Here is a 24,921-nt window from a genome sequence, read left to right on the forward strand (position 1 = left end):
CCCGCGGCAGTCCGCCCCGTCCGGAGGCGAGGCCCCACACGAACCCCGGCGACACTGCGTCACGCCGAAGGCGTGTCACGGTGTCGCCGGGGTCGAGTGGTCGTCGGTGCCCTACGAGATCGCTTAGGAGGCCATCACCTTGGCATCGACGGAGCGGAGCGTGTTCATCGGCGGACGGTCCTCGAGGTAGACCTCGGTGGTGTGCGGGGTGAACGAGCCGTCGGACTCGGCGGTGAACTGGGTGAGTCCGACACCGGAGTCCTCGATGCCGCATCGCCGCATGAGCGTGCCGACGATCTGTCGGCTCATGACGCCGAGTTCGATGAGCGGACGGTTGCGGTGGGTGCGAACGCCGAGGTTGACCTGTCCGATGCCGGCGAGACCGTACCGGTCGTAGGTGTCGATGAGGAGGCCGATCTCCACGCCGTAGCCGGGCGCGAACGGCACCGACGACAGCATCTCGCGGGTGCCTGCGTACTCACCGCCGAGCGGCTGGAGAACCGCGGTGAGGTCGGGCTTCTGGGAGGCCAGCAACGGACGGGCGACGAGTTCGGTGACGCGACCGCCGCCGTTGGCGTCCTGGGTGCCGCCGGTCCGCAGCGGGCGGCGGTAGTAGCCCTTCACCAGATGGATCTCCGGGTTCACCAGGAGCGGTCCGAGCATCTTCGGCACGAACGCCGGGTCCGGGTCGATCAGGTCGGAGTCGACGAAGGCGATGATGTCGCCGGTGGTCGCGGCGATCGAACGCCACAGCACCTCACCCTTGCCCTTGACGGGTTCGAGTTCGGGTACCGCCTCTTCACGGCTGATGACCTGCGCGCCGGCGGCGAGAGCACGCTCGGCGGTGGCATCGGTGGAGCCCGAGTCGAGGACGATGAGTTCGTCGACGAGCGTGCCGTACAGCGGCATTATCGAGGCGATCACGTCGGCGACGGTCTCCTCCTCGTTCAGCGCGGGGAGCACCACCGAGACGGTGCGACCGGCCTTTGCGGCGACGAGTTCGTCGATGGTCCAGTCCGGCTGTTCCCAGGTGTGGGTTGCCGACCACTGCCGCTTGGTACCCAGAGCCTCGGCCGGCGTCGGCCAGACGGCGCCCTTGTCGCGAGTGATGGGGTTACGTCGCTTCTGCTTGGTCATGCAAGTCCCCTGACTGTTCGGGCGGGCGGTCTCGTTCCCGCGATGGCAGCGACCATGTCGACCACACGACGGGTGGCGGCGACCTCGTGTACGCGAAAGATCCGGGCGCCTTCGGCGGCGGCCAGAGCAGTCGCGGCGAGAGTTCCTTCCAACCGTTGCTCCAGGTCTGTACCCAGAGTCTCCCCCACGAAATCCTTGTTGCTCAGCGCCATCAGGACCGGCCAGCCCGTATTAACAAGATCTTTCACACCGCGTAACAGAGCGAGCCCGTGGTGAGTGTTCTTGCCGAAATCATGCGTCGGGTCGATAACGATCGCGTCTCGATGTACGCCCGCAGCCAGAGCCCGTTCGGCCGCCCCGGTCACCTCGGCGAGCACATCGGCCACCACCGCGTCGACGGAATCGCCGTAGGAGACCCGGTGCGGACGGGTCCGGACGACGGCGCCGCCGGTGTGCGAACACACGATCCCCGCGCCGCGTTCGGCGGCCACCGCGACGACCTCGGGATCGAATCCGGCCCACGTGTCGTTGATGAGATCGGCCCCCGCCGCGCACGCCTGGTCGGCGACCTCGCTGCGCCACGTGTCGACGCTGATCAGCACATCCGGGTGGCGCTCGCGGATCCACGCGATCATCGGCACCACGCGAGCCGCCTCGGTCGTCGCGTCGACCTCCTCGCCGGGCCCTGCCTTCACCCCGCCGACATCGATGATGTCGGCACCTTCGGCGACCACCTGGTCGACGCGCCGCTGCGCGGCGGTGTCGTCGAAGCTGGCGCCACGGTCGTAGAAGGAGTCGGGGGTGCGGTTGACGATCGCCATGACCAGCGCGCGGTCGGTGGCCACCGGACGACCGCACAGGGTCGGCGAAACGGTCATCCCTTGGGAACCTTGGCGGCTGCCACGTCGTCCGGGTAATCCTCGTAGTACTCCACGTAGCCCTTCTCCTTGCCGACCAGCACGTAGACCTTATCGGCCTCGGCGTCGGCATAACCTTCCTTACGGAGTTCGACCTTACGGTTCTTGAACGTCGAGGTCTGCTCGAAGTCGTCGACGATCCGCACGAACAGCGGAACCGCATACGACGGCAGCGCCTTGTAGAGGTGTTCGGCGAGCCGCTTCGGCTCGAGGTCGGCGCCGTCGCGCAGCTTGATCGCCACCATCCCCGCGCGGCCGTCGGTGCCGGGCACCTCGACGCCATAGGCCACCGACTGGGCCACCGCGTCGTAGGAATCGACCGCACCCTCGACCTCGGTGGTGGCCACGTTCTCACCCTTCCAGCGGAAGGTGTCGCCGAGGCGGTCGACGAAGGAGATGTGCGCGAAGCCCTGGTCGCGGACGAGGTCGCCCGAGTTGAAGTACGAGTCGCCCTTCTTGAAGGCGTCGCGCACGATCTTCTTCTCGGTCTCCTCTTCGTCGGTGTAACCGTCGACCGGGACGCGGTTGGAGATCTGCGCGAGCAACAGACCCGTCCCGCCCTTACCGACCTCGGTCAGCCGTCCCTCGGCGTTGCGCTTGGGGTTGCCCTCCTCGTCGTACTCCACGATCTTGTACGGCAGCGGGCAGAAGCCGGCCGTTTTGTCGACGGTGAAGGCGTTGACGAAGGCCAGGTTGAGTTCGCTGGCGCCGTAGAACTCGACGACGCGGTCCACGCCGAACCGCTCGCGGAACTCGTCCCAGATATCGGGGCGCATCCCGTTGCCGACCACGGTGCGGACCGAGTGCTGCCGGTCGGTGGGTTTCTCCGGCTGCGCCAGCAGGTAGCGGCACAGCTCACCGATGTAACAGAAGGCGGTGGCGCGGTTGAGGATCACGTCGTCCCAGAACTTCGACGCCGAGAACGACCTGCCGATCGCGAAGCACGCGCCCGACGCCAGCACCGACGACAGCGACACCGACAGTGCGTTGTTGTGGTAGAGCGGCAGCGGCACGTACATGGTGTCGCTGTGGCGCAGCCGAACCGCGAGGCCGCCGATTCCCGAGAAGCTGGCCAGCCACCGGTTGTGGCTCATCACGCTGGCCTTGGGCATGCCGGTGGTGCCCGAGGTGAAGATGTAGAAGGCCTTGGTCGAGGCCGGCAGTTGTGAGGTGATCTCCGGATCGGTGTCCGGCTTGTCCTCGGCGGCGGCGTCGAATTCGGCGAAGTCGAAGACATGATCGGGCAGCGCCGATTCCGGGATCGACTCGAAGGCCTCGGCACAGTCCGGATCGTGGACGAGGACCGTGGCCCCGAGCAGCTTGACCGAGTGCTCGAGGACATCCCCGCGTTGGTTGTAGTTCAGCATCCCGGCGATCGCGCCGATCTTCACCGTCGCCAGCATCAGCAGCAGATCGGTGGTGTTGTTCTTGGAGAGCAGGGCGACCACGTCGCCCTTGCCGACGCCGGCATCGGAAAGGACTGCGGCATAACGGTTCACACGGCGATTGGCCTCACCGTAGGTGGTCGTGCGTCCCTCGAACCGGACGAACGGACGGTCCGGATGAGCGTTGGCCAGCTTCTGGAAGACCGAGCCGATCGTCTTCCGCGCCTCCGGCGGGCGTCGGATGAGGCCCGGTGCGTGCTTGATCATCCCGGTCGCGTGTGGCGCCATCTTCACCACGCCGCGCAGGAGATCCCCCACCCCGACTGTCTTCACCGCGTCCTGGTTCGAACCGTCCGTCTTCGAGTCCGTCTGGACGTCCTTGGGCTGGGTCTCTGGGGACATGTGGCCTCCGCTCTCCGCTGGGCGTCGTGAGTGCCCCGCGCACTCACCGCGCTACCTTACCGGCCGGTAGGGAGTTCCTACCGCTGTGTCGCCAACTCGACAGCCTCGTCGACGGAGGCCGTGACCAACAGTCGATCCAACGATCGCTGGGAGACGAATCCGGTTGTCGACAACTCTCGCAGCCAGCCGAGGAGCGGCGCGTAGAAATCAAAAGGATCGAGCAGGACCACCGGCTTCTCGTGCATGCCCAGGTACCCACCCGTCCAGGTCTCGAACAGCTCCTCGAGGGTTCCGATACCCCCGGGGAGCGTGATGAAACCGTCCGCGCGCTCGTCCATGAGGCGCTTGCGTTCACGCATGGTCTCGGTGATGACCAGTTCGTCGGACCCGAGGTCGGCGACCTCGCGCTCGATCAACGCCTTCGGGATGATGCCGATGGTGTGGCCGCCCGCCGCGCGCGCCGACGTGACCAGCGCACCCATCATGGAGACGTTGCCGCCGCCGGAGACGACGGTGTGGCCCGCACCTGCGAGCGCCACCCCCACCTCGGAGGCGAGATCGAGGAAGCGTTGCTCGACGGGACCGGACGCGCAGTAGACACAGACGGCACTCACCGGGCAATCGTGCCATCGACTCCGGGCGGGTTCACGCCAGGATGAGTCGGGGCGGCCGCCTCGATCGCCGCGACGACGTCGTCGGGGTCGTCGACGACGGTCAGCAGGTCGAGGTCCTCGGGCGAGATCATGCCGCGCGCGGCCAGGACGTCGCGCATCCAGTCGAGCAACCCGCCCCAGAAGTCGCTGCCCACCAGCACGATCGGGAACCGCACCACCTTCTTGGTCTGCACCAGGGTGAGCGCCTCGAACAGCTCGTCGAGCGTGCCCATGCCTCCGGGCAGGCAGACGAAGGCCTGCGCGTACTTCACGAACATCGTCTTGCGGACGAAGAAGTAGCGAAAGTTCATGCCGAGGTCGACCCACGGGTTGAGGCCCTGTTCGAAGGGCAGCTCGATGTTCAGGCCGATCGACTGGGCGCCCGCCTCGTGCGCACCCTGGTTCGCCGCCTGCATGGCGCCCGGCCCGCCGCCGGTGATGACCGCATAGCCGGCCTCGCCGAGCGCGCGCCCGACCCGCACGCCGAGCGCGTACTCCGGCGAGTCCGGCTTCAGTCGTGCCGACCCGAACACGGTCACCGCCTCGGCGACGCCGCTCATGGCGTCGAATCCGGCGACGAACTCCGACTGGATGCGCAACACCCGCCACGAGTCGCGCATGGTGCGTTCGGCACGGCTCTCCGGGTCGCGCGGGTCGACCCACTCGAGCAGTCGCCGGTCGGTCGTCTTGCCCCGCTGCTCCGGCCGGATTCGGATCGGTCCGACATAGCAGACGTCGTCGGCGGCGGGATCGTGCGCAGGAGGTTCCGGATTGGTCGACATGCGGCTCACGCTAGCAGCGTGGGATGCCGCTCTCGTCCGGCGTCGGCCCGGGTCAGGACAGGTAGGCGCGAAGCAGTTCGGTGACCGTACGGATCTGCTCGACCGGGACCCGCTCGTCGCGGCGGTGGGCGAGATTAGGGTCGCCGGGGCCGAGGTTCACCGCGGGGATGCCGAGGGCAGAGAACCGCGAGACGTCGGTCCAGCCGTACTTCGCGCGGAAGCGTCCCTGTGCGGCCTCGACGAGGGCGGCTGCCGCCGGGTGGGCCAGGCCGGGGAGCGCGCCGGCCGCGGCGTCGGTGACCTCGAGGGTGACCGTACCGTCGGCGAGGTCGCCGGCGAAGACCTCGCGGACGTGGTCGAGGGCCTGCTCGACGGACCGGTCCGGGGCGAAGCGGAAGTTCACATCGACGTACGCGGCGTCGGGGATGACGTTGCCCGCGACACCACCGGCGAGCCCGACCGCCGAGAGTCCCTCGCGGTACTCGCACCCGTCGATGTCGACGCGGCGCGGCTCGTAGGCGGCCAGGGTGGTCAGCGCTCCCCCGAGCTTGTGGATGGCGTTGTCGCCCATCCACGACCGGGCCGAGTGCGATCGCGTTCCCGACGTCGCAAGCCGAACCCGTAGCGTCCCCTGGCAACCCGCCTCGATGAGACCGGCGGTGGGTTCGCCGAGGATGGCGACGTCACCGGCGAGCCACTCCGGCAGTTCCCGCTCGATGTCGTTGAGCCCGTTGAACTCAGCGGCGATCTCCTCGCAGTCGTAGAAGATCAGTGTCAGGTCGTGGGCGGGATCCTCGAGCGTCGCGGCGAGATGCAGGAACACCGCGTCGCCTGACTTCATGTCGACGGTGCCGCAGCCGTGCAGGACGTCACCCTCCTCGGGATCCGTCTCGCGCCGCGACGGCAGGTTGCCGGCGACGGGCACGGTGTCGAGGTGTCCGGCGAGGATGACGCGCTGCGCCTTCCCACGGTTGGTGCGGGCGAGCACCCGGTTGCCGTGGCGGAGGATCTCGAAGCCCGTCGTCTGCTCCCGCAGTGCCGCTTCCACCGCGTCGGCGATGGCGGACTCGTTACGTGACTCGCTCTCGATGTCGACGAGGGCGGCGGTCAGTGCGATGGGATCGGCGGCGAGGTCGAGTACGGTGCTCACGCCACCTACCGTATCCGGGTTCCGACAGGCTCAACCGACATGGATCAGCGGACGCCCGGTGCGGCCAGCTCGGCCGCACCGAACGAGACGCTGAACTTCACGCACCAGAGGAACACCGCGGGATAGGCGTCGAGGTCGACGTCCGCGGGGACTTCGTAGACCTGGTCGCCCTTGTTTCCTTTGATCGTCCCGAGGTCGACATGGGGCGGACCGGCGGCTGTGCGCCATCCGCCGAAGCCTTCCACGACCTCGGCCTGGGAGAGCCAGACGTGGACGTCGGGTCCGGTGGTGGTGTCGAGGTTCTCGATCGCGAGAACGCGTGTGCCGTCGGGCTTCTGGATGACCGACACGGTTCCGGAGGTCGAATGCTCATGGCTGATCAGGCGCCCCGCGGACAGCAGGGTCGGCGCCGCCGGCGGGGGTTGACCGTCCTGGGAGGTCGATGGCGTCACCGCGACCGGGATCTCGTCGTCGACCTCGGTGTCGACGAAGATCAGCCACGGCTGGAAGATCACCGCGGCAACCGCGACGGCGACCACGACCAGCACGCCCACGCCGCCGAGCACCCAGGGCCATCGACGCCGGCGCCGCGGGACGGGTGAGGAAGGTCGGTCGTGGCCGGTCATGCCAGCGACGATACGAGCCCCGAACCCGCTCCCACCAGGACTTTGCGCTGTTCGCATGACGGGCCGAGCACCCGTCGGACCCGGAGCGCCACCGACGGCGGGCGGCAGGAGGCACGGCGTCGTTCACCGCGGTCGATCGCCTAGACTCGGGTCTCGTGACAACTACTGGCGCACACGCAACTGGCATCGCAACCGTGATCGACGGGGGGTCGACTCCCGGAGTCGTGCTCGACGTCTGGTTCCCCGCACCCGAACTCGACGGCGTCGAGACCGCAGAGACCGTCGTCCTCGACGAGCAGTCGACGCCGGCGGAACTGCGCGAACTGGTCGGTGTCGACGAGGCCCGCGGCGTCAAGACCATCGCGGTCCGCACCGGTATCGCCGACCTGTCGGTCGCCCCGGTCGACGCCTACGACGTCTACCTCCGACTCCACCTGCTCTCCCATCGCCTCATCGAGCCGCACGGCGCGAACCTCGAGGGCATGTTCGGGCTGCTCGCCAACGTCGCCTGGACCAACCACGGCCCGTGCGCGATCGAGAACTTCGAGTCGGTTCGCGCCAAGCTGCGCGCCCGCGGTCCGGTGACCGTGTACTCGATCGACAAGTTCCCCCGCATGGTCGACTACGTCGTCCCCGGCGGCGTCCGCATCGGTGACGCGGACCGCATCCGTCTCGGCGCCCACCTGGCCGCCGGCACCACCGTGATGCACGAGGGCTTCGTGAACTTCAACGCCGGCACCCTCGGCGCGTCGATGGTCGAGGGTCGCATCTCTGCAGGTGTCGTCGTCGGCGACGGTTCCGACATCGGTGGCGGCGCGTCGACGATGGGCACGCTCTCCGGCGGCGGCAAGGAGATCATCTCCCTCGGCAAGCGCTGCCTGCTCGGCGCGAACGCCGGCTGCGGCATCCCGCTCGGCGACGACTGCGTCATCGAGGCCGGCCTGTACGTCACCGCCGGCACCAAGGTGACCGGCCCGGACGGCACCCAGGTCAAGGCGCGCGACCTGGCGGGCCAGTCGAACCTGCTGTTCCGTCGCAACAGCCTGACCGGCGCGGTCGAGGTCGTGCCATGGAAGGGCGACGGCATCGCACTCAACGAGGCGCTGCACAAGCACAACTGAGGTCGACCGCAGACCCCCCCGTTGCCGAACCCAGCACCGACAAGGTGCTGGGTTCGGCCATTTGTGGTGGGTTTCCCTGTGAGTCACGCGCGGGCGGGTGGCCGGATCGCGGAATGACTCGTACGGTGGACCCATGAGCACATCGAACAGCAGTTCGACGCCGGGCGGCGACGACGTCCTCGGCGCCGGGGCCGGCAACAGCACCGAGAAGGATCCCGACGACTGGGTGACCGGCGACGAACCGATGACCGGCGCACAGCGCAGCTATCTCGACACGTTGGCCCGCGAGGCGGGCGAGACCATCTCGGCCGACCTCACCAAGGCCCAGGCGTCGGAAGAGATCGAGCGACTGCAGAGCAAGAGCGGGCGGGGCTGACCGCCCGAGACGCCTAGGCGGCCAGGCGCGCGGCCGCGGCGGCGATGCGTTCGTCGGTGGCGGTGAGCGCCATGCGGACGTGCTTCTCCCCGGCCGGACCGTAGAAATCGCCGGGGGCACAGAGGATTCCGCGTTCGGCTAGCCAACTGACGGTGTCGCGGCACGGCTCGTCGCGGGTGGCCCATAGGTACAGGCCGGCCTCGGAGTGGTCGACGCGGAAACCGGCCGCCTCGACCGCGGCGAGCAACGTACGACGCCGCGCCGCATAGCGTGCGTGCTGTTCGTCGACGTGCGCATCGTCGCGGAGCGCGGCGGTCATCGCCCCCTGGATGGGGAAGGGCAGCATGAAGCCGGCGTGTTTGCGGACCGCGAGCAGTTCGGCGATGAGTTCAGTATCGCCGGCGAAGAAGCCGGCCCGGTACGACGCGAGGTTGGAGATCTTCGACAGCGAGTGCACCGCAAGCAGACCGGTGTGGTCGCCGTCGCACACCCTCGGGTCGAGGATCGAGAGCGGCTCGCCCTCCCAGCTCAGCCCGAGGTAGCACTCGTCGGACACCACGACCGTGCCGCGTTCGCGCGCCCAGCCGACGACCTTGCGCAGGTGGTCGACGCCGAGGACCTTGCCGGTCGGATTCGCCGGTGAGTTGATGAACATCAGCGCCGGGTTCATCGGGCCGAGCGCGACGGTCGAGTCCGCCCGGACAGCGCGGGCGCCGGCCAGCAGCGCACTGACCTCATAGGTCGGGTAGGCGACCTCGGGAATCACCACGTCGTCTCCCGGACCGACGCCGAAGGTCGACGCCAAGCCGGCGATCGCCTCCTTGGTGCCGATGACCGGCAGGATGCCCGACGGATCGAGGTTCGTCACGCCGTGGCGCCGGGTGAGCGACTCGGCAGCAGCCTCGCGCAGCTCGGTGGTGCCGATGGTCGTCGGGTACCCCGGGAACCCGGACGCGTCGGCCAGTGCGTTCCGGATCAGCTCCGGCACCGGGTCGACCGGCGTGCCGACCGACAGGTCGACGATGCCGTCGGGATGGGACTGCGCCGTGGCCTTCGCACCCGCGAGGGTGTCCCAGGGGAAATCGGGCAGCCGACCGCTCACGCGCGTCGCCGACACACGCAGCGGCGCTGCTGCGCGAGAGGTGGGGGTGCTCACTGCGGGCCAGTCCTATCCGTCCGGGCGGTCTACTTCGAAGACGGGAAGCCGTCGGGCCGTCAGTCTTCTACGTTCATGGGCGGCAGGCCCTTGATGAACGCCGGGTCGGCGTCGGTCTTGCCGACCTTGCTGGCGCCGCCGGGCGAGCCGAGATCGTCGAAGAAGTCGGCGTTGGCGCTGACGTAGGGTTCCCACTCATCCGGGACATCGTCCTCGTAGAAGATTGCCTCAACCGGGCACACCGGCTCGCACGCACCGCAGTCGACGCACTCATCCGGCTGGATGTAGAGCATGCGCCCACCCTCGTAGATGCAGTCGACGGGGCATTCCTCCACGCAAGCCTTGTCCAGGACATCGACGCAAGGCTCCGCGATGATGTAGGTCACCACTCACTCCTTCGCTAGGAAGATCGTTGTCGGCGCGAGGCGGATGAGCAGTTCGGCGTCGAACGACCCTCCGGCGTCGGCGCCGGTTGCGGTCCGAGGGCTGGTCGAACCGCAACCCAGAGTATCCGCCCCGGTGGTGCCCACGATGAAATCACCCCCGGCTCAACAGCACGCAGAACGCCCCGTTGTGCCGAGAATCACATCACCAGCGGCCCACTCCCGTAAAGATGTCCCCTATCCCGGCCGGGCGCGCACCACAGTGAAACCGGACTTTCACTCAGGGTGCCGCCAATTATGGACAGAGAACAACGCGCGAGGCATCGTCGGCGGCATGATCGTCGTGAATCCGGTCGCTGTGGGCCGCCCTCGCACCAGCCTCTGGGCTGTGTCGGGCCTCGAGCCGGCGTCGCGGGACATGTGTATGTGCTGTCGCTGATCTCCGGCCCCCGACCCGCACGTCCACTTCCCTCAAGGATCTCTCATAACCTCGACCCTTGCGCGCTCCACCTCCTCCTCTCCGTCGCTCACCTCGCCGGGCCTCACCCCGATCACCCGGACGCGCGTGGCCGCCGACGCGCCGCGCCCGCGGACCCACCTGCCGACGCGTCTGCGACCCGCCGACCTGCTGCGCATCACCGACCAGGGGGTCGCCGACGTCCTCGACGGCCGGCACGACGCCCTGCTGCCCGCCGAATGGGACACCACGCACCGCTGGTCGACGCGTATCCACGCCGACGACGACCTCGATGTCTGGCTCATCAGCTGGACTCCGGGCGAGGCCACCGAGCTGCATGACCACGCCGGCTCGCTCGGCGCGCTGACCGTCCTCTCAGGCTCCTTGCGGGAGTACCACTGGACGGGGGACGATCTGGCTGTGCGTGTCCTCGACGCCGGCGATCAGGCGGCCTTCCCCCTCGGGTGGGTGCACGACGTCGTGAAGAACCCGACGATTCAGGTCACCGAGCCGACGCTCAGCGTCCACGCCTACTCCCCGCCGCTGACCGCGATGTCGTACTACGAGGTGGCCGACGTCGGCCATCTGCGTCGTACCCGCACGGTCCTGACCGACGAACCCGAATGAGCGACAAGCCGGCTCCCCGCACCATCGACGACATCCTCGCCGAGGCACGTTCGCGACTACAGCGCATCGACGCCGCGTCGGTCCCCGCCGAACTCGAGGCCGGCGCGGTGCTCGTCGACATCCGGCCGGCTGCCCAGCGCGCCCAGGAGGGCGAGACGGATCTGGCGCTCGTCATCGAGCGCAACGTCCTCGAATGGCGGTGCGATCCCGCCAGCGATGCCCGAATCCCCGAAGCCGTCGATCACGACGTGCGGTGGATCATCCTCTGCCAGCAGGGCTACACATCGAGTCTCGCCGCGGCGGCACTGCAGGACCTCGGACTCCATCGCGCGACCGACGTGATCGGCGGGTACGAGGCGCTTGCGCCGCTGTTGGGCTGATCACCCCCGGAGCCGCCACAGAATCGCGACGTCCCGGCGAAATCGTCAGCTAGAGACGGCGATTCGGGCCAGAAGCGGCGCTCCTGCGGCGTCTAGGCGACAGCCGGCCAGGGTCGCGGCGCGGGACGGGTGTCGGCGGCGAGTCCGGTCTCCGGGTCGGCCAGCGCGGCGACGTGGTGCGTGAGGGCCGGGTCGATCCAGTCCGCGGCGTTGAGCACATATGTCGGCTGGGCCGTGATGCGTTCGGTGAGAACGAAATCCGACTCGGCGGTCCGGGCTGCGAGTGCATCCAGGTTGGGCCAGGGACGTTCCGGGTTCACGTGGTCGGGGGTCAGCGGCGACACCCCGCCCCAGTCGTCGATGCCGGAGGCGATCAACGCGGCGCATTCGGCCGGGGACACGAGGTTCGGCGGCGCCTGCACCCGCATGTGGGGTCCGAGCACGATCCGTGCGACAGCGACCGCCGCCAGGAACTCACTCATCTCCGCGTCGGGGGTGGATCGCATCGCGGTGTCGGGCTTGGCCCGGAAGTTCTGCACGATCACCTCTTGGATGTGACCGCCGGCGGCCTGCACCTCCGCGATGGCCAAGAGGGATTCGGCTCGCTCGTACAACGATTCGCCGATCCCCACGAGGATGCCGGTGGTGAACGGGACACGCGCCGCGCCGGCGTCGCGCAGCACCTGCATCCGGACCAGCGGATCCTTGTCCGGGCTGCCGTAGTGCGGTTGCCCCCTCTCGGTGAAGAGTCGACGCGACGTGGTCTCGAGCATCATGCCCATCGACGGGGCCACGGGCCGCAGGTGCAGGAGTTCCTCGAGGCTCATCACCCCGGGGTTCAGGTGCGGCAGCAGGCCGGTCTCGGTCAGCACGGCCACGGCGGCTGCACGGACGTAGTCGAGGGTCGACGAATATCCGCGCTCGGCAAGCCATTCGCGGGCCTCCGGCCACCGGTCCTCGGGACGGTCGCCGAGCGTGAACAGCGCTTCCTTGCAACCGAGTTCGGCTCCGCGGCGGGCGAGGTCGACGACCTCGTCGAGTTCGAGGTACAACCCCTCGCCGGCACGGGCGAGTTTCCCGGGCACGGTCACGAAGGTGCAGTAGTGGCAGCGATCGCGGCACAGTCGGGTCAGCGGGATGAACACCTTGCGCGAGTAGGTGACCTGGCGCGACCGGCCGACCGCGGCGAGCCCCTCGTCGCGGATCGCGCCCGCGATCGACTGCAGGCGCGCGAGATCCTGGCCGGCAGAAGACAGCAACGTGACGGCCTGATGGATGTCGATCGACTCCCGGGCCTCGGCGGCGGCCAGGGCGGCATCGATCGCGTCACGCGAAGGACGTTCCGTGGCAGCGCTTTCCACTGCGTTGGTCCGTACCACGGGGATGCTGAGGTCGGTCATCGTTCCCCCTCCGGAGAATCGGTGATGGTCAGATAGGGCGCGGGATCGAAGGTGCCGTTGCGTTCGCGGAACGACGCCGCCGTCCCCGGCCACAGCAGCGTCAGGCGGCCGCTCTTCGGGTCGACATACCAACTGTCGCAACCGGTCAGCCATACCGTCGACGCACTGCGCTCGTCGATCTCGCGGGTGTAGGCGGCTTCGGCCTCCGCGGAGACCTCCAGCGCCCGGACCTCGGTGCCGCCCATGAACTCCAGCGCACCGAGCACGTAGTCGAGTTGCGTCTCGATCATGTAGATCGCCGAGTTGTGGCCGAGCGCCGCGTTCGGCCCGTCGAGGACGAACATGTTGGGGAAGCCACTGACGACGGTCGACGCATATGAGGTCATGCCCGCTGCCCAGTGTTCCGAGAGACGCACGCCCGCGCGGCCGACGACCCGGCTCGCGGCCGGCGGACGGGCGGACTCGAACCCTGTTGCCATGACGAGGACGTCGAGATCGAACGTGCGTCCGCTACGCGCGGTGGCCTTGGACTCGGCGATCGACTCCAGCGCGCTCGGCTCGAACACCACGTTCGACCGCTGCAGCGCCGGATAGAAATCGTCGCTGAGAAGGATTCGCTTGCAGCCGATCTCGTAATCCGGGGTCAGCAGCTCACGCAGTTCCGGGTCGTCGACCTGCGCGTGGAGATGGTTGCGGGCACGGGCCCGGATCTGGTCGATGTCGGGGTGGAGGCCGAGTCGCTGGCGGAACGCCCCGTCGGCCTCGGTGAGGAGCCGGTGGCGGACCTCGCCGGCGACCTCGGGATCGAGCAGCGCGGCGCGTTCGTCGGCCGTGTACCGGCGGTCCTCGCGCGGCACCACGTAGGGAGCGGTCCGGCAGAAGACGACGAGTTCCTCGGCTGCGCCGGCCAGGTGCGGGATCAGCTGCACGGCCGAGGCACCGGTTCCCACCACGCCGACCCGGGCACCCTCGACGGCGACGTCGTCGTGCCAGGCCGCCGTGTGGACGACCTGGCCGGGAAAATCGCCGAGACCCTCGATGTCGGGGATCTTCGCCTCCGACAACCGGCCGACGGCGAGGACCAGACTTCGCGCGCGGAAGGTCTGGCCGGGTCCGTCCGCGGTCCCGGCGGTGATGGTCCAGCGGGCTGCGACCTCGTCCCAGGCCGCCTGTCGCAGTTCGCAGTTCAGCAGGATGTGCTCGGCGAGACCCTCGTCGGCGACGGTCTGCTCGAGGTAGTCGCGGATCTCGTGGCCACTCGGGTACCGCGACGCCCAGTCGGCCGGCGGACGGAACGAGAACGAGTACAGGTGTGCGGGGATGTCACAGGCGATACCGGGGTAGACGTTGTCCCGCCAGGTGCCGCCCACCGCGTCGGCACGTTCGAGGACGACGAAGGATTCGCGGCCGCGACGGGCGAGCTGCGTGGCCATCCCGAGGCCGGCGAACCCGGCACCGATGATGGCGACATCGACGTCGTGGACCGTGTCGATGTCCACCCGCTCACCCCCCTGCGTCGTCACCGTCACGAACGCACCTGCGGGATGGGGATCAGCCGATCGGCTTCCGGCTCGGCATAACGGGTGGTGCGCTGACGCGGTGCGCGACCGGCGCGTTCGGCGATGCCGACGAGGGTGTCGACGTCGAGGACGCGACCCATCTCCGGACCGGCGTCCGGCATGAGCCGGCCGTCGAGCAGCAGGCCGCCGATGTCGTCGGCACCGCCGTGCAGCAGCAGGTCCACGGTGTCGGGGTCCAGCTTGGTCCAGGCGACCTGCACGTGGTCGATGAGACCGACGGACATCAGCCGGGCGACCGCGTGCAACGCGCGGGTCTCCCGCTGCGAGGCGGTCGACGTCGCGGCGGCGGTCAGATGCGGCGGCGTGTTGGTGGCGACCATCGGCATGAGGATCAGCTCGGTGAATCCGCTCGTACGGCGCTGGATCCCGAGCAGCGTACGCAGGTGAGCGACCTGCTGCTCCGGGGTCTCGACATGTCCGTAGACGATCGTGGCCGTCGAGAACAGCCCGGCGCCGTGCGCGGCCTCGATGACCTCGATCCAGTCGCGGGCGGGTGCGGACCCGGTCGGCGACAGGTGTCCGCGGACGGTGTCGTCCAGAATCAGGGCGGCGGTTCCGGGGATGGACCCGAGCCCGGCGGCGCGCAGGCGACGGAGATGTTCGCCGACCGTCACCCCGGTCCGGCTCGCGCCGTCGGCGATCTCGGCGGCGCGATACGCGTGCAGATGCAGACCGTCTGCCGCGCCGGTGATCTCTTCGACGAGGCGGACGTAGTCGGTGGCCGGTCGGTCGGCGGGCAACGGTCCCTGCATGCAGATCTCGGTGGCGCCGAGTTCCACGGCCTCCCCGACCAGATCGGCGAGCGCAGGTTCGCCCGGGCGACGTGAATCGGAGATGAGGCGGGCGGCGACCCCGGTGTCCAGATTGCGGTTGACGACGAAGGTCAGGACCTCGGGGTCGGTGACCCGGGCTCGGACGGTGTCGGCGAGTTCGCACAGTTCTTCCAGGTGGGTCCCGGACGCACCCAGCAGCGCGACCCAGCCCTCGTCGTCGAGGGCATCGGGGCCGAGGGTTGTCGGGTCGTCACGAAGACGGCTCAGGGCCGCTGTGACGCGCTCGATCGGGGCCGTGATGTCTTCGGCCCACGCGCGCAGAACCATGACCACACTCTAACGCTCGTTCGGGATCGCTCTCCGAAGCGAGGGAACAGCGGCGGGGAAACTCAGTCGTCGGCCTCGGGGAGCCGCTGGGTCCAGCCCAGCAAGGCCGCCGGGCCGACGCCCAGCACGAGGAGGAAAAGGGTCTGGACCAGGTAGTTCCCCGACGTGCTCAGGATGACGTCGCCACCGGGCCCCGGGATGCCGCCGGCGATGACGACGACGAGCCCCCACGCGCCGAGCGGCGCATACCGCAGCGGCGACGACGTGTACCCGGCCGCCAGCCACAGCAGCACCGCGTTGAGAAGACCGCCGATCAGTGCCGCGACGGGCAGCGCGACCCCGCCGAACCGCTGGTATGCGAACGCCACGCTGAGCAGGCCCACCACGAACCCGTCGAGGATCAGCAGCGCCAGCAGGAGCCGGTTGCGGACGTGCGGATCGAGGACTGGCATCGGCGCTATCCGATCCCGGAGAAGAGGTCCGTCTCCCGGTCGCCGTCGAGGGCCGGACGCGGATCGTGGTCGGTGAGGATGAAGTGCTCGTGGTCGAGGATCGGCTGCAGGATGTTGTTCGACAGCGCGTACTCGGTCCCCGACGGCGCGACGGTCACCTGTGTGGCGTGCGCGGCGAGTCCGGCGACCTTGTGCGGGTAGTACGCCCGCACGTCGACCTCGGTGGTGATCTCATCGTCGGGGTAACTCGGGAGTTCGCCTGGGTGCGGCATGCGCCAGCCGTGGGGCACGGCCCGGGCGGCCGCCAGACCGTTCCCCAGGGCGCTGTACTCGGTGACCGACTCGTACAGCTTCGCCGGGCCCGCGTCGGCTTCTCGCGCACGTGCCACTGCGGCGGCGGTGACCTCGTGGACGAGCTTGTGGTCGGGGTGACCGTAGGTGCCCGACGCGTCGTAGCTGACCACGACCTGCGGGGCGAAGTCGAGGAGCAGGTCGAGCAGCACGCCGACCGGCTCGTCGAACGGCGCCTGCACGAGCGCGCGCGGGTGGTTCGCCGACGGTGCACCGGCCATGCCGGAGTCGCGCCAGCGGCCGGCACCGCCGAGGAAGCGCGGCGTGAGGGTCGGCCCCTCGGCCGGGCTCAGTGCGGCGAGGGCACGGGTCAGCTCCGCGATGCGGTACCCGCCGAGCTGGTCGGCGCCGCCGTCGGCGACAAGCTGTGCGAACTCATCACCGATGACCTCGCCCTCCTCGCCGAGGGTGAAGGTCAGCACGCGCACGTCGACGCCTTCGGCGAGGTAGCGGGCGATGGTCCCGCCGGTCATGATCGTCTCGTCGTCGGGATGGGCGTGGACGAGCAACAGCCGCCGGTCGGCGGTGGGAGAAGCGTCGGTCACGAGAGTTCCCAGTTGACCGCGGTGCCGAAGATCGACTCCTGGATCGGGCCGGTGAGAGGCACATCGCGCACCTCGGGGGTGACGCCGACGACCATCGAATCCTGGAACAGCGGCAGGTAGATCGCCTGTGCGGCCAGCAGCGGCTCCGCCTCGCTGAGCGTCGCGATCGGGTCCTCCTCGGCCATCGCGTCGCGCGCGAGTTCGATCAGTGTGGGATCGCAGAGACCGGAGACGTTGCTGGCGTAGCTGTCGCCGACATCCCCACCGCTCGGCGCGATGCTGGTCGGCGTCGGCGGCGTGGCGGGCGACGGCTCGGTGCTCGGCTTGGGCTGGTTGCAGTCGACCTGCGACGCCAGCGACGCTGCGGGCGGCACACCGAGTCCGGTCCAGCCGACGACGAGGTCGACGCGCTTCTGGGTCAGGGCCGAGCCGTACAGCTCACTGTTCGGCATCGTCACCACCTGGGCACGGATTCCGGCGCCGCGGAGCTGGTCGACGACGCTCGACGCGGCCGACGTGGCCCGCGGGTCACCGGCGACGGCGCCGACGCGCACGAGCAGGTCCTGACCGTCCTTCTGGAACGGGAGGATGCCCTCGGGCAGCTTCGCGACCTCGATCGCACCCGGGGTCGGCGTCGCCGCCGGGTTCGACGGAGTGGACGGGCCCGACGCGGAGGGAGTTCCCGAAGCGGGTGCGCCGGTCGACGGTTCGGGGACCGGCGAGGCCTCTCCGGCCGTCTCCGGGTCCGCTCGGCGGTACCCGGCGTCGGCGAGGAGTGCGTCGACCGCGGCACGATCGGGACGCGGGCGCGAGACGGGCGTGTAGCCGGGGTCGGAGGGCGCGAAGACGGTGTTCGCGTACGGCTCGACGATCCAGTCCCCCGCACCGGCGAACGTGGTCAGCCGCGGGTCGACGAGGCCGAGGATCGCGCGGCGGACCTCGACCGAGCTCATCGCGTCGGTGCGGGCGTTGACGCTGATCCCCAGCGACCGCGAGGTGAGGCTGCGTTCGGTCTCCAGGCCGGGCAGGGCCGCCAGCTCGGCGGCGGTCGCCGGCGAGGCGCCGAGCGCGACGATCTCGGAGTCGCCGGAGCGGACGGAGTCGAGCATCTGGGCGTTGCTGCCTGCGCGGCGGAGCACGACCTGGTCCAGTCGCGGCGGCGTCACCCCAGTAGCGGTCGTTGCGGGCCAGCCGCACCTCGTCGCGGGTCTTGTCGATCCCGACGATGGCGTACGGGCCGGCCGACACCGGCTTGCCGGTGTCCATGCCGGTCTGAAAGCCCGCGGGGGCGCCCTTGAGGACGTGACTCGGCAAGAGGCCGGTGAACAGCTCGCGCCAGGCAGGATACGGCCGTTCGAAGCGCACCTCGACGAGCTTGCCGCCCTCGCGCGACTGCACGGAGTCGATGAGGCGGTAGCCGGCCGGGGCAACCACATTGGGCTGGCGCGACATCTGCTGCCACAGGTAGCTGAAGTCGTCGCCGGTCACCGGCAGACCGTCGGACCACTGGGCGTCGGTGTGGATGCGGTAGGTCACCGTGAACGGCTGCCGCGACGTCACCTCGGCGGAGGTGACGAAGTGGCGCTGCAGTTCCCAAACCGGTCCGGCGGGTGTCTGCACGGGCGAGAAGGCGCTCGGCAGAGTCATCGCGGCGACCGCGGTGGTCACCGGGTTCTGATCGGCCGCGATGTGCGGGTTGAATCCGTTGCCGACCGAGTCGGTGGCGACGAAGACCGTCTTCGCGACCGGGTACTCGGTCGGCGTCGGCGGCGGACCGGTGTCGCGGACGGGCGGCGGCGGATCCGCCGTGCACGCCGTCAGGGCGATGAGCAGGGCGGCGCCGTACGAGAGCAACCCGAGCACACGGCTCCGGGTCCGGTTCATGGCGTCGCGACCCTGTGGCCTCGCGCGTTTCACCTCGGATACCCCCATGACGATGCTTCTCGGTCGATCAGACGAGTGCCGGTCCCCCGCTCGTGCGGGAGACCGGCTCGGCGGTCAGCTGACCGCAGCGTCCCGGGACTTGGCCCGCGAGCGCTCACGGGCACGCGTCGACGAATCGAGGTGAACCTTACGCACTCGGACGACCTCGGGGGTGACCTCGACACACTCGTCGGCGGCACAGAATTCCATGGCGCCTTCGAGATCGAGCTGCATCGGCTTGGCCAGCGTCTCCATCACGTCGGCCGAGGACTGACGCATGTTGGTCAGCTTCTTCTCGCGGGTGACGTTGATGTCGAGGTCCTCCTGGCGCGGGTTGATGCCCACGACATGGCCCTCGTAGCTGTCGTCGCCCGGGTTGACGAAGAAGGTTCCGCGGTCGGCGAGCTGGATCATCGCGAACGGGGTGACGGTGCCGGAACGGTCGCTCACGAGCGAGCCGGTGTGGCGGGCACGGATCTCGCCGGCCCAGCTGTCGTAACCCTGGAAGACGGCGTTGGCGATGCCGGTGCCGCGGGTCTCGGTGAGGAAGTCGGTGCGGAAACCGATCAGACCGCGCGACGGGACGATGAACTCCATGCGGACCCAGCCGGTGCCGTGGTTGTTCATCTGCTCCATGCGGCCCTTGCGTGCGGCCAGCAACTGGGTGACCGCGCCGAGGTACTCCTCGGGGACATCGACGGTGAGGTGCTCGTAGGGCTCCTGGACCTTGCCGTCGACCTTGCGGGTGACCACCTGCGGCTTGCCGACGGTCAGTTCGAAGCCCTCGCGACGCATCTGCTCGACGAGGATCGCGAGCGCGAGCTCACCTCGACCCTGTACCTCCCAGGCGTCCGGACGGCCGATGTCGAGCACTCGCAGCGACACATTGCCGATGAGCTCGGAGTCGAGGCGCTGCTTCACCATGCGGGCGGTCAGCTTGTGACCGGACACGCGACCCGCCAGGGGCGAGGAGTTGGTGCCGATGGTGACCGAGATGGCCGGCTCGTCGACGGTGATGCGCGGCAGCGGCTGCGGGTTCTCGAGGTCGGCGAGGGTGTCGCCGATCATGATCTCCGGCATACCCGCGACGGCCACGATGTCGCCGGCGACCGCCGACTCCGCCGGTGCGCGTTCGACGCCGACGGTGGCGAGGAGTTCGGTGATCTTGGCACGCTCGACGACGGGCTCACCGTCGACCTCGCGACACCAGGACACCTGCTGACCCTTGCGCAGGGTGCCGTTGTGGATGCGGACGAGCGCGAGACGGCCGAGGAAGGCCGACGCGTCGAGGTTGGTGACGTGGGCCTGCAGCGGCGCCTCCGGATCGCCCTTGGGCGCCGGGACGTGCTCGAGCAGGACGTCGAAGAAGGCGTCGAGGTTCTCGGCGTCCGGGATCTCGCCATTCGCCGGCTGCTCGATGGAACACACGCCGGCGCGGCCGGAGGCGTAGAGGACCGGGAGTTCGAGCACGAGCTCGGCGGCCTTCGCGGCTTCCTCGTCGAGGTCGGAGGCGAGGTCGAGCAGCAGGTCCTGCGTCTCGTCGACGACTTCCTGGATGCGCGCGTCGGGGCGGTCGGTCTTGTTGACGACCACGATCACCGGGAGCTCGGCCGCAAGGGCCTTGCGGAGCACGAAGCGCGTCTGCGGGAGCGGGCCCTCGGACGAGTCGACCAGCAGCACGACTCCGTCGACCATCGACAGGCCGCGCTCGACCTCACCGCCGAAGTCGGCGTGACCGGGGGTGTCGATGACGTTGATGACCACCTCGGTGCCATCCGGTTGGCGCCGGTGAACCGAGGTGTTCTTGGCGAGAATGGTGATGCCCTTCTCACGTTCGAGGTCACCGGAGTCCATCACCCGGTCGACGACCTCGGCGCGCTCGCCGAAGACGCCGGACTGGCGCAACATGGCGTCGACGAGGGTGGTCTTTCCGTGGTCGACGTGCGCGACGATCGCGACGTTACGGAAGGTGGGGGCAGCGCTCACAGGCTCTCTTTCGTGTTGATGGGGACCGCCTCGGCGGCAGGCATTCAGCTCGCGGCCGAACAGCTCTGACCGGCGACAAGTGCAGATCACCTAGGGATTCAACGCTACAGAGTATCGGTTTATGTGGTGAGACCGCGATCACAGGCTTCCGAGCACCCGTTATTAGGGTCTGCTAACCTCGCCGCATGGGTAAGGTCGACGCGGCCAAGGTGGGCTCTCTGAAGCCCAAGAAGAAATGCTGCAAGAGCACCACACGGTGCGTGCGGTGCCCCGTGGTGATCCACCGGATGCGCAAGCTCGACACCTCGGACATGAGCAAGAAGGAACTCAGCAAGGCGCTGAAGAAGGCACGCGCCGCCTGAGCACTCAGCTCGGCGGGATCTCGTCGGTGTTCATCTGCCGCTCCGCGGGGTTCATCTGCCGCTCCGCGGGGTTCATCGGCCGCTCGGCGGGGTCGACCGAGCGCACGGCGACCGCCAGCGCGACTGCCGCGATCCCGACGGCCTCCAGCGGCCGGGGCACCTGACCGAGGACGATCAGGCCGATCACCGCCGCCGTCACCGGGAGCAGCGCGAGCAGGATCGCGAACCGCGCACGACCGACGCGGCGCAGCACGACCTGGTCGAGGGCGTACGGGATCGCGGTCGACGCCACACCCAGCACCAACCCCTGGCCGATCAGCGCGGCCGGCGAGACCCCCTCCCTGACCGCCTCGGCCACCCACCACGCCAGCGGCGAGGTGACGAGAGCGGCGATCACGAAACCCGTGGCGAGATCCTCGACACCTGCACCGCGCGCCGCGACCCGCTTCCCCAGCACGATGTACCCGGCCCAGCACGCGGCGGCGGCCAGCGCGAGCAGCACCCCCACGCCGGTCCCCGACCACCGGACGTCGGCGATGAGGACGACGCCGAGCCCCGCGAGCACGAGCGCGGCGATGTCGCGTCGGGTGCGGGAACCCAAGGCCGCCACCATGATCGGGCCGAGAAACTCCAGCGCGACGGTCGTCCCCATCGGCAGATGAGCCAGCGCCTCGTAGAAGGTGATGTTCATGCCCGCCGTGATCAGGCCGAAGCATCCGGCCAGCCGCAGGCGGGCCCACTGCCACGCCGACCGCGGCGGACGCACCCCAGATCAACAGCACCAGTGCGGCGCCGGCGATGCGCAACCAGGCAACCGCCGACGGCGCCACGTCGTCAAAGAGGCCGACGGCGACCGCCGCACCGAGATACATCGATGTCGCGCCGAGAACCATCAGCCCCGGCGGGAGCAGCAGGTCGCGGCGCGCGATGTCCGTCATCGGGCGACCCTCGTCATCCGATGACCGCGACCCGCTCGGGAACCAGTCGGATTCGTACCCGGTCGCCGATGGCAACGGATTCGTCTGCCACGGCGTCGATCTCGCCGACCGCGGTTTCGATGCGAACACGTGGGCCGGCCGGGAGTTCGGCGACGAGCACGACCGTCGCAAAGCTCGTGCCCAGGTCGTCTGCCCCGGCCCGCGCCATGACCTCGACCGACTCCGGACGGAGGCCGAGCCGGCGCGAACCGTCGCGAAGGTCGAGGGCGATCTCGCCGAGCACGGTGTCGGCGATCCCGGCGCGCAGTTGCGCGTCGACGACGGTGGTGACGCCGAGGAATTGCGCCGTCCACTCATCCACCGGACAGCGCCACAGGTGGGAGGGCGTGGCGACCTGCACCATCGCGCCGGCGCGCATCACCGCGATCTCGTCGGCCATGGTCGCGGCCTCGGCGTGATCGTGGGTGACGACGACGGTCGGCACGCCCGCTGCGCGCACGATCTCCGAGATCTCCACCGCCAGTTCGTCCCTCAGACGCCGGTCGAGTGCGGCCAGGGGTTCGTCGAGCAGGAGGAGTCGCGGATGCGGAGCGAGCGCACGCGCCAGGGCGACCCGTTGCGCCTGGCCTCCGGAAAGGGTGTCGACGGAACGCTTCTCGTAACCGGGGAGCCCGACGACGTCGAGCAACTCGGTCACGCGGTCGGCGATCCGGCGACGCGACCAGCGCCGCATCCGCAGTCCGTATCCGATGTTCGACGCCACGCTGCGTCCGCCGAAGAGCTGTCCGTCCTGGAAGACCACCCCGAAGTCGCGACGGTGGACCTCGACCCCCGCAAGGTCCTGACCGTCGAAGCGCACGACGCCCCGGGCCGGCTGCTCCAGCCCGGCGACGGCGCGCAGCAGCGTGGACTTTCCACACCCGGAGGGGCCGAGGACGGCGGTCACCAGCGACCCCGATCCGCCGACCTGCCAGGACAATCCGTCGATCACGGTGTGCCCGCCGTAGGCGACGGCGAGGTCGGAGATCTCGAGGAGTGCGTGGGACCTCGTCGCGGCGTCTCGTCCGGTCACAGCAGCGGCACCTCCGAACGGGGACGGAACGCTTCGACCACCAGCACGGCGAGGGTCGTCGCGGCGACCAGCACCACCGACGCGGCCATCGCGGTCGCGAGGTTGGCCGCGCCCGGCCGGTTGAGCGCAGAGCCGATCAGCACCGGCAGCGTCGTCGTGTCGGCGCGGGCGAGGAAGCTGCTGGCCCCGAACTCGCCGAGCGCCATGACGAAGGCGAAACCGGCGGCCGCACCCACCGAACGGCCGACGATCGGCAGGTCGACGGTCGCGAACACGCGGGCGGGCCGGGCCCCCAGCGTCGCGGCGGCCTGACGCAGCCGGACCGGTACCGATTCCAGCGCGGGGAGCATGATGCGGATGACCATCGGGATGGCGATCAGCGCCTGCACGCACGGGATGATCGCCGGCGACGCCGCGATCGCATAGGGCATCGACGCCAGTACGATCAGGTAACCGAAACCCAGTGTGACAGCGCTGATCCCGAGCGGCACAAGGGAAATGGCCGAGGCGATCGAACCGACCACCCCGCGGGAGCGATGGAGCGCGACGGCGGCGAGCATGCCCACCGCGAGCGCGATGACGGTCGCGAACGCCGCCGACACCAGCGAGTACTGCAGACTCTCCAGCGGCGTCACGCCGTTGACCGGTTCGGCGAGGGCCCGGTATCCGGCGAGCGTCCAGTCCCCGCCGACCGTCGGCCGCACCGACCTGGCGATCAACACCACGACCGGCCCGACGAGCAGCAGCACCGTCCACGCGCTCACCAGCCACATCGCCGGACGCACGAACCGCCCGTGCGCGAACGTGACATCCCTACGACGCCGCTCGACACCGCCACGGGCCGAACCGGTCCCGGCGGGGTCGGCGAAGACGCGGGTGAGCATCAGGGCGGCGAACACGACGACGATCTGCACCATCGACAGCACCACCGCCTCGGGGATGCGGAAATAGCCGATGGCCTGGGTGTAGATCTCGGTCTCGAGGGTGCGCAACTCCCCCGCGCCCAGGATGATCACGACGCCGAAACTGGTGGAGCAGAACAGGAAGATCAATGCGGCGGCACCAGCGATCGCGGGCAGCAGTCGGGGGATCACCACCGTCAGCGTCGCCCGCAGCCGCCCGGCGCCCAGGGTGCGCGCGGCCTCCAGCAACCGGGGGTCGAGGTTCCGCCACGCCGCACCGACCACACGGACGACGACGGCGACGTTGATGAACACGTGCGCGGCCAGCACTGCACCGAGACCGGATTGGATGTGCAGGAAAGACAGTGGGCCGGTCAGCAGCGACCGGAAGGCGACGCCGACGACCACCGTCGGCAGCACGAACGGCACCGTCACCGCTACCGCGAGCAGAACCGACGCCCGTCCGCCGACATGGGCGTACAGCCAGGCGATCGGCGCGGCCGCGAGGAGCGCCAGCACGGTCGACGCCGCCGCCTGCCCGAGCGTGACCCCCAGGAGCGCGAATGCGTCGGTCCGAGAGAGGAGTTCACCGATTGGCTCCCCCGACGCCGCGGCCAGGTTCACCCCGCGACGGACGAGCGCGAGCACCGGCCACGCGAAGAGGACGGCGATGAACAGAGCCGGGATCAGACGCAATGCCACCCGGCCGGCGACCGTCGCCGTCCGTCCCGCGGGCCGCACCCCGGCCCGGCTCACCG

At 69.5% G+C, this 24,921-nt stretch carries 22 protein-coding genes and 2 pseudogenes; 5 read left to right on the top strand and 19 right to left on the bottom strand.

The features are described from left to right. Positions 1-123: 123 nt before the first annotated feature. The 7 genes from RVF83_RS22795 to RVF83_RS22825 form a co-directional block, all read right to left on the bottom strand. Positions 124-1,137 (bottom strand): glucosyl-3-phosphoglycerate synthase, encoded by a 1,014-nt coding sequence (locus tag RVF83_RS22795; protein WP_005198697.1) that lies wholly within the window; start codon positions 1,135-1,137, stop codon positions 124-126. Continuing rightward, complete coding sequence (gene folP / locus RVF83_RS22800; RefSeq protein ID WP_005198696.1) at positions 1,134-2,015, bottom strand: dihydropteroate synthase; 882 nt, start codon at positions 2,013-2,015, stop codon at positions 1,134-1,136. Before folP ends, RVF83_RS22795 begins: the two co-directional genes overlap by 4 nt. Beyond that, positions 2,012-3,841: a long-chain-acyl-CoA synthetase gene (locus RVF83_RS22805; RefSeq protein ID WP_005198695.1), complete on the bottom strand. Its 1,830-nt coding sequence runs from the start codon at positions 3,839-3,841 to the stop codon at positions 2,012-2,014. The genes folP and RVF83_RS22805 overlap by 4 nt, the downstream gene beginning before the upstream one ends. Positions 3,842-3,918: 77 nt before the next feature. Further along, on the bottom strand, positions 3,919-4,455 hold the full coding sequence (locus RVF83_RS22810) for a TIGR00730 family Rossman fold protein (protein WP_005198694.1): 537 nt from the start codon (positions 4,453-4,455) through the stop codon (positions 3,919-3,921). Continuing rightward, a complete protein-coding gene (locus tag RVF83_RS22815) occupies positions 4,452-5,276 on the bottom strand; it encodes a TIGR00730 family Rossman fold protein (protein ID WP_039880441.1) in 825 nt (274 codons plus the stop codon). Before RVF83_RS22815 ends, RVF83_RS22810 begins: the two co-directional genes overlap by 4 nt. A gap of 52 nt (positions 5,277-5,328) precedes the next feature. After that, positions 5,329-6,426 (bottom strand): succinyl-diaminopimelate desuccinylase, encoded by a 1,098-nt coding sequence (dapE, locus tag RVF83_RS22820; RefSeq protein WP_005198692.1) that lies wholly within the window; start codon positions 6,424-6,426, stop codon positions 5,329-5,331. A gap of 44 nt (positions 6,427-6,470) precedes the next feature. Then, entirely contained in the window at positions 6,471-6,992 is a 522-nt protein-coding gene (locus RVF83_RS22825) for a DM13 domain-containing protein (RefSeq protein ID WP_005198690.1), read from the bottom strand. Positions 6,993-7,207: 215 nt separating this feature from the next. On the opposite strand from RVF83_RS22825, the gene dapD reads away from it, so the two are divergent. Both dapD and RVF83_RS22835 read left to right on the top strand, forming a co-directional pair. Next, positions 7,208-8,173 (top strand): 2,3,4,5-tetrahydropyridine-2,6-dicarboxylate N-succinyltransferase, encoded by a 966-nt coding sequence (gene dapD / locus RVF83_RS22830; protein ID WP_083877532.1) that lies wholly within the window; start codon positions 7,208-7,210, stop codon positions 8,171-8,173. 133 nt (positions 8,174-8,306) lie between these two features. Next, a complete protein-coding gene (locus RVF83_RS22835; RefSeq protein WP_005198688.1) occupies positions 8,307-8,549 on the top strand; it encodes a DUF3072 domain-containing protein in 243 nt (80 codons plus the stop codon). A gap of 13 nt (positions 8,550-8,562) precedes the next feature. Here the strand turns inward: RVF83_RS22835 and dapC are convergent, their stop codons facing one another. Both dapC and fdxA read right to left on the bottom strand, forming a co-directional pair. Next, complete coding sequence (gene dapC, locus RVF83_RS22840) at positions 8,563-9,705, bottom strand: succinyldiaminopimelate transaminase (RefSeq protein WP_005198687.1); 1,143 nt, start codon at positions 9,703-9,705, stop codon at positions 8,563-8,565. A 59-nt stretch (positions 9,706-9,764) separates the two neighbouring features. Then, positions 9,765-10,094, bottom strand: a complete 330-nt coding sequence (gene fdxA, locus RVF83_RS22845) for a ferredoxin (protein ID WP_039880439.1) — start codon at positions 10,092-10,094, stop codon at positions 9,765-9,767. 478 nt (positions 10,095-10,572) lie between these two features. Between fdxA and RVF83_RS22850 the strand changes: the two genes are divergently transcribed. After that, on the top strand, positions 10,573-11,172 hold the full coding sequence (locus tag RVF83_RS22850; protein ID WP_039880437.1) for a cysteine dioxygenase: 600 nt from the start codon (positions 10,573-10,575) through the stop codon (positions 11,170-11,172). Then, positions 11,169-11,552: a rhodanese-like domain-containing protein gene (locus RVF83_RS22855; RefSeq protein ID WP_005198684.1), complete on the top strand. Its 384-nt coding sequence runs from the start codon at positions 11,169-11,171 to the stop codon at positions 11,550-11,552. The genes RVF83_RS22850 and RVF83_RS22855 overlap by 4 nt, the downstream gene beginning before the upstream one ends. Before the next feature lie 92 nt (positions 11,553-11,644). On the opposite strand, the gene cofG is transcribed toward RVF83_RS22855, so the two are convergent. The 7 genes and pseudogenes from cofG to typA form a co-directional block, all read right to left on the bottom strand. Next, entirely contained in the window at positions 11,645-12,952 is a 1,308-nt protein-coding gene (gene cofG, locus RVF83_RS22860) for a 7,8-didemethyl-8-hydroxy-5-deazariboflavin synthase CofG (protein WP_005198683.1), read from the bottom strand. After that, positions 12,949-14,481, bottom strand: a complete 1,533-nt coding sequence (locus tag RVF83_RS22865) for a flavin-containing monooxygenase (protein ID WP_005198682.1) — start codon at positions 14,479-14,481, stop codon at positions 12,949-12,951. Before RVF83_RS22865 ends, cofG begins: the two co-directional genes overlap by 4 nt. After that, entirely contained in the window at positions 14,478-15,632 is a 1,155-nt protein-coding gene (locus RVF83_RS22870) for an FO synthase (RefSeq protein ID WP_039880434.1), read from the bottom strand. The genes RVF83_RS22865 and RVF83_RS22870 overlap by 4 nt, the downstream gene beginning before the upstream one ends. Positions 15,633-15,694: 62 nt before the next feature. Further along, entirely contained in the window at positions 15,695-16,084 is a 390-nt protein-coding gene (locus tag RVF83_RS22875) for a hypothetical protein (protein WP_005198678.1), read from the bottom strand. Between the two features lie 5 nt (positions 16,085-16,089). Next, positions 16,090-16,980 carry an N-acetyl-1-D-myo-inositol-2-amino-2-deoxy-alpha-D-glucopyranoside deacetylase gene (gene mshB / locus RVF83_RS22880; RefSeq protein ID WP_005198677.1) on the bottom strand — a complete coding sequence of 297 codons (891 nt, stop codon included), beginning with the start codon at positions 16,978-16,980 and terminating at the stop codon, positions 16,090-16,092. After that, positions 16,977-18,912 (bottom strand): annotated as a pseudogene (locus tag RVF83_RS22885) (ABC transporter family substrate-binding protein). The gene mshB and the pseudogene RVF83_RS22885 overlap by 4 nt, the downstream one beginning before the upstream one ends. A 66-nt stretch (positions 18,913-18,978) precedes the next feature. After that, a complete protein-coding gene (gene typA, locus RVF83_RS22890; protein ID WP_005198673.1) occupies positions 18,979-20,889 on the bottom strand; it encodes a translational GTPase TypA in 1,911 nt (636 codons plus the stop codon). Between the two features lie 185 nt (positions 20,890-21,074). Here typA and RVF83_RS22895 point away from each other — a divergent pair, with 185 nt between their 5' ends. Next, a complete protein-coding gene (locus RVF83_RS22895) occupies positions 21,075-21,251 on the top strand; it encodes a hypothetical protein (RefSeq protein ID WP_005198672.1) in 177 nt (58 codons plus the stop codon). Positions 21,252-21,255: 4 nt separating this feature from the next. Here the strand turns inward: RVF83_RS22895 and RVF83_RS22900 are convergent. From RVF83_RS22900 to RVF83_RS22910, 3 genes and pseudogenes are all read right to left on the bottom strand, one after another. After that, positions 21,256-22,189: pseudogene (locus tag RVF83_RS22900) on the bottom strand (EamA family transporter). Positions 22,190-22,202: 13 nt separating this feature from the next. Further along, positions 22,203-23,261 (bottom strand): ABC transporter ATP-binding protein, encoded by a 1,059-nt coding sequence (locus tag RVF83_RS22905; RefSeq protein ID WP_005198670.1) that lies wholly within the window; start codon positions 23,259-23,261, stop codon positions 22,203-22,205. After that, positions 23,258-24,919 (bottom strand): ABC transporter permease, encoded by a 1,662-nt coding sequence (locus RVF83_RS22910; RefSeq protein WP_005198669.1) that lies wholly within the window; start codon positions 24,917-24,919, stop codon positions 23,258-23,260. Before RVF83_RS22910 ends, RVF83_RS22905 begins: the two co-directional genes overlap by 4 nt. Positions 24,920-24,921 lie beyond the last annotated feature (2 nt).

Source organism: Gordonia rubripertincta (assembly GCF_038024875.1).
Lineage (GTDB): Bacteria > Actinomycetota > Actinomycetes > Mycobacteriales > Mycobacteriaceae > Gordonia > Gordonia rubripertincta.

What these genes read in the sequence shown, in the direction of transcription:
- RVF83_RS22795 (WP_005198697.1), bottom strand. Translation starts at nt 1,137, where the DNA reads ATGACCAAGCAGAAGCGACGTAACCCCATCACTCGCGACAAGGGCGCC.
- folP (WP_005198696.1), bottom strand. Translation starts at nt 2,015, where the DNA reads ATGACCGTTTCGCCGACCCTGTGCGGTCGTCCGGTGGCCACCGACCGC.
- RVF83_RS22805 (WP_005198695.1), bottom strand. Translation starts at nt 3,841, where the DNA reads ATGTCCCCAGAGACCCAGCCCAAGGACGTCCAGACGGACTCGAAGACG.
- RVF83_RS22815 (WP_039880441.1), bottom strand. Translation starts at nt 5,276, where the DNA reads ATGTCGACCAATCCGGAACCTCCTGCGCACGATCCCGCCGCCGACGAC.
- RVF83_RS22835 (WP_005198688.1), top strand. Translation starts at nt 8,307, where the DNA reads ATGAGCACATCGAACAGCAGTTCGACGCCGGGCGGCGACGACGTCCTC.
- RVF83_RS22855 (WP_005198684.1), top strand. Translation starts at nt 11,169, where the DNA reads ATGAGCGACAAGCCGGCTCCCCGCACCATCGACGACATCCTCGCCGAG.
- cofG (WP_005198683.1), bottom strand. Translation starts at nt 12,952, where the DNA reads ATGACCGACCTCAGCATCCCCGTGGTACGGACCAACGCAGTGGAAAGC.
- RVF83_RS22870 (WP_039880434.1), bottom strand. Translation starts at nt 15,632, where the DNA reads ATGGTTCTGCGCGCGTGGGCCGAAGACATCACGGCCCCGATCGAGCGC.
- RVF83_RS22875 (WP_005198678.1), bottom strand. Translation starts at nt 16,084, where the DNA reads ATGCCAGTCCTCGATCCGCACGTCCGCAACCGGCTCCTGCTGGCGCTG.
- RVF83_RS22895 (WP_005198672.1), top strand. Translation starts at nt 21,075, where the DNA reads ATGGGTAAGGTCGACGCGGCCAAGGTGGGCTCTCTGAAGCCCAAGAAG.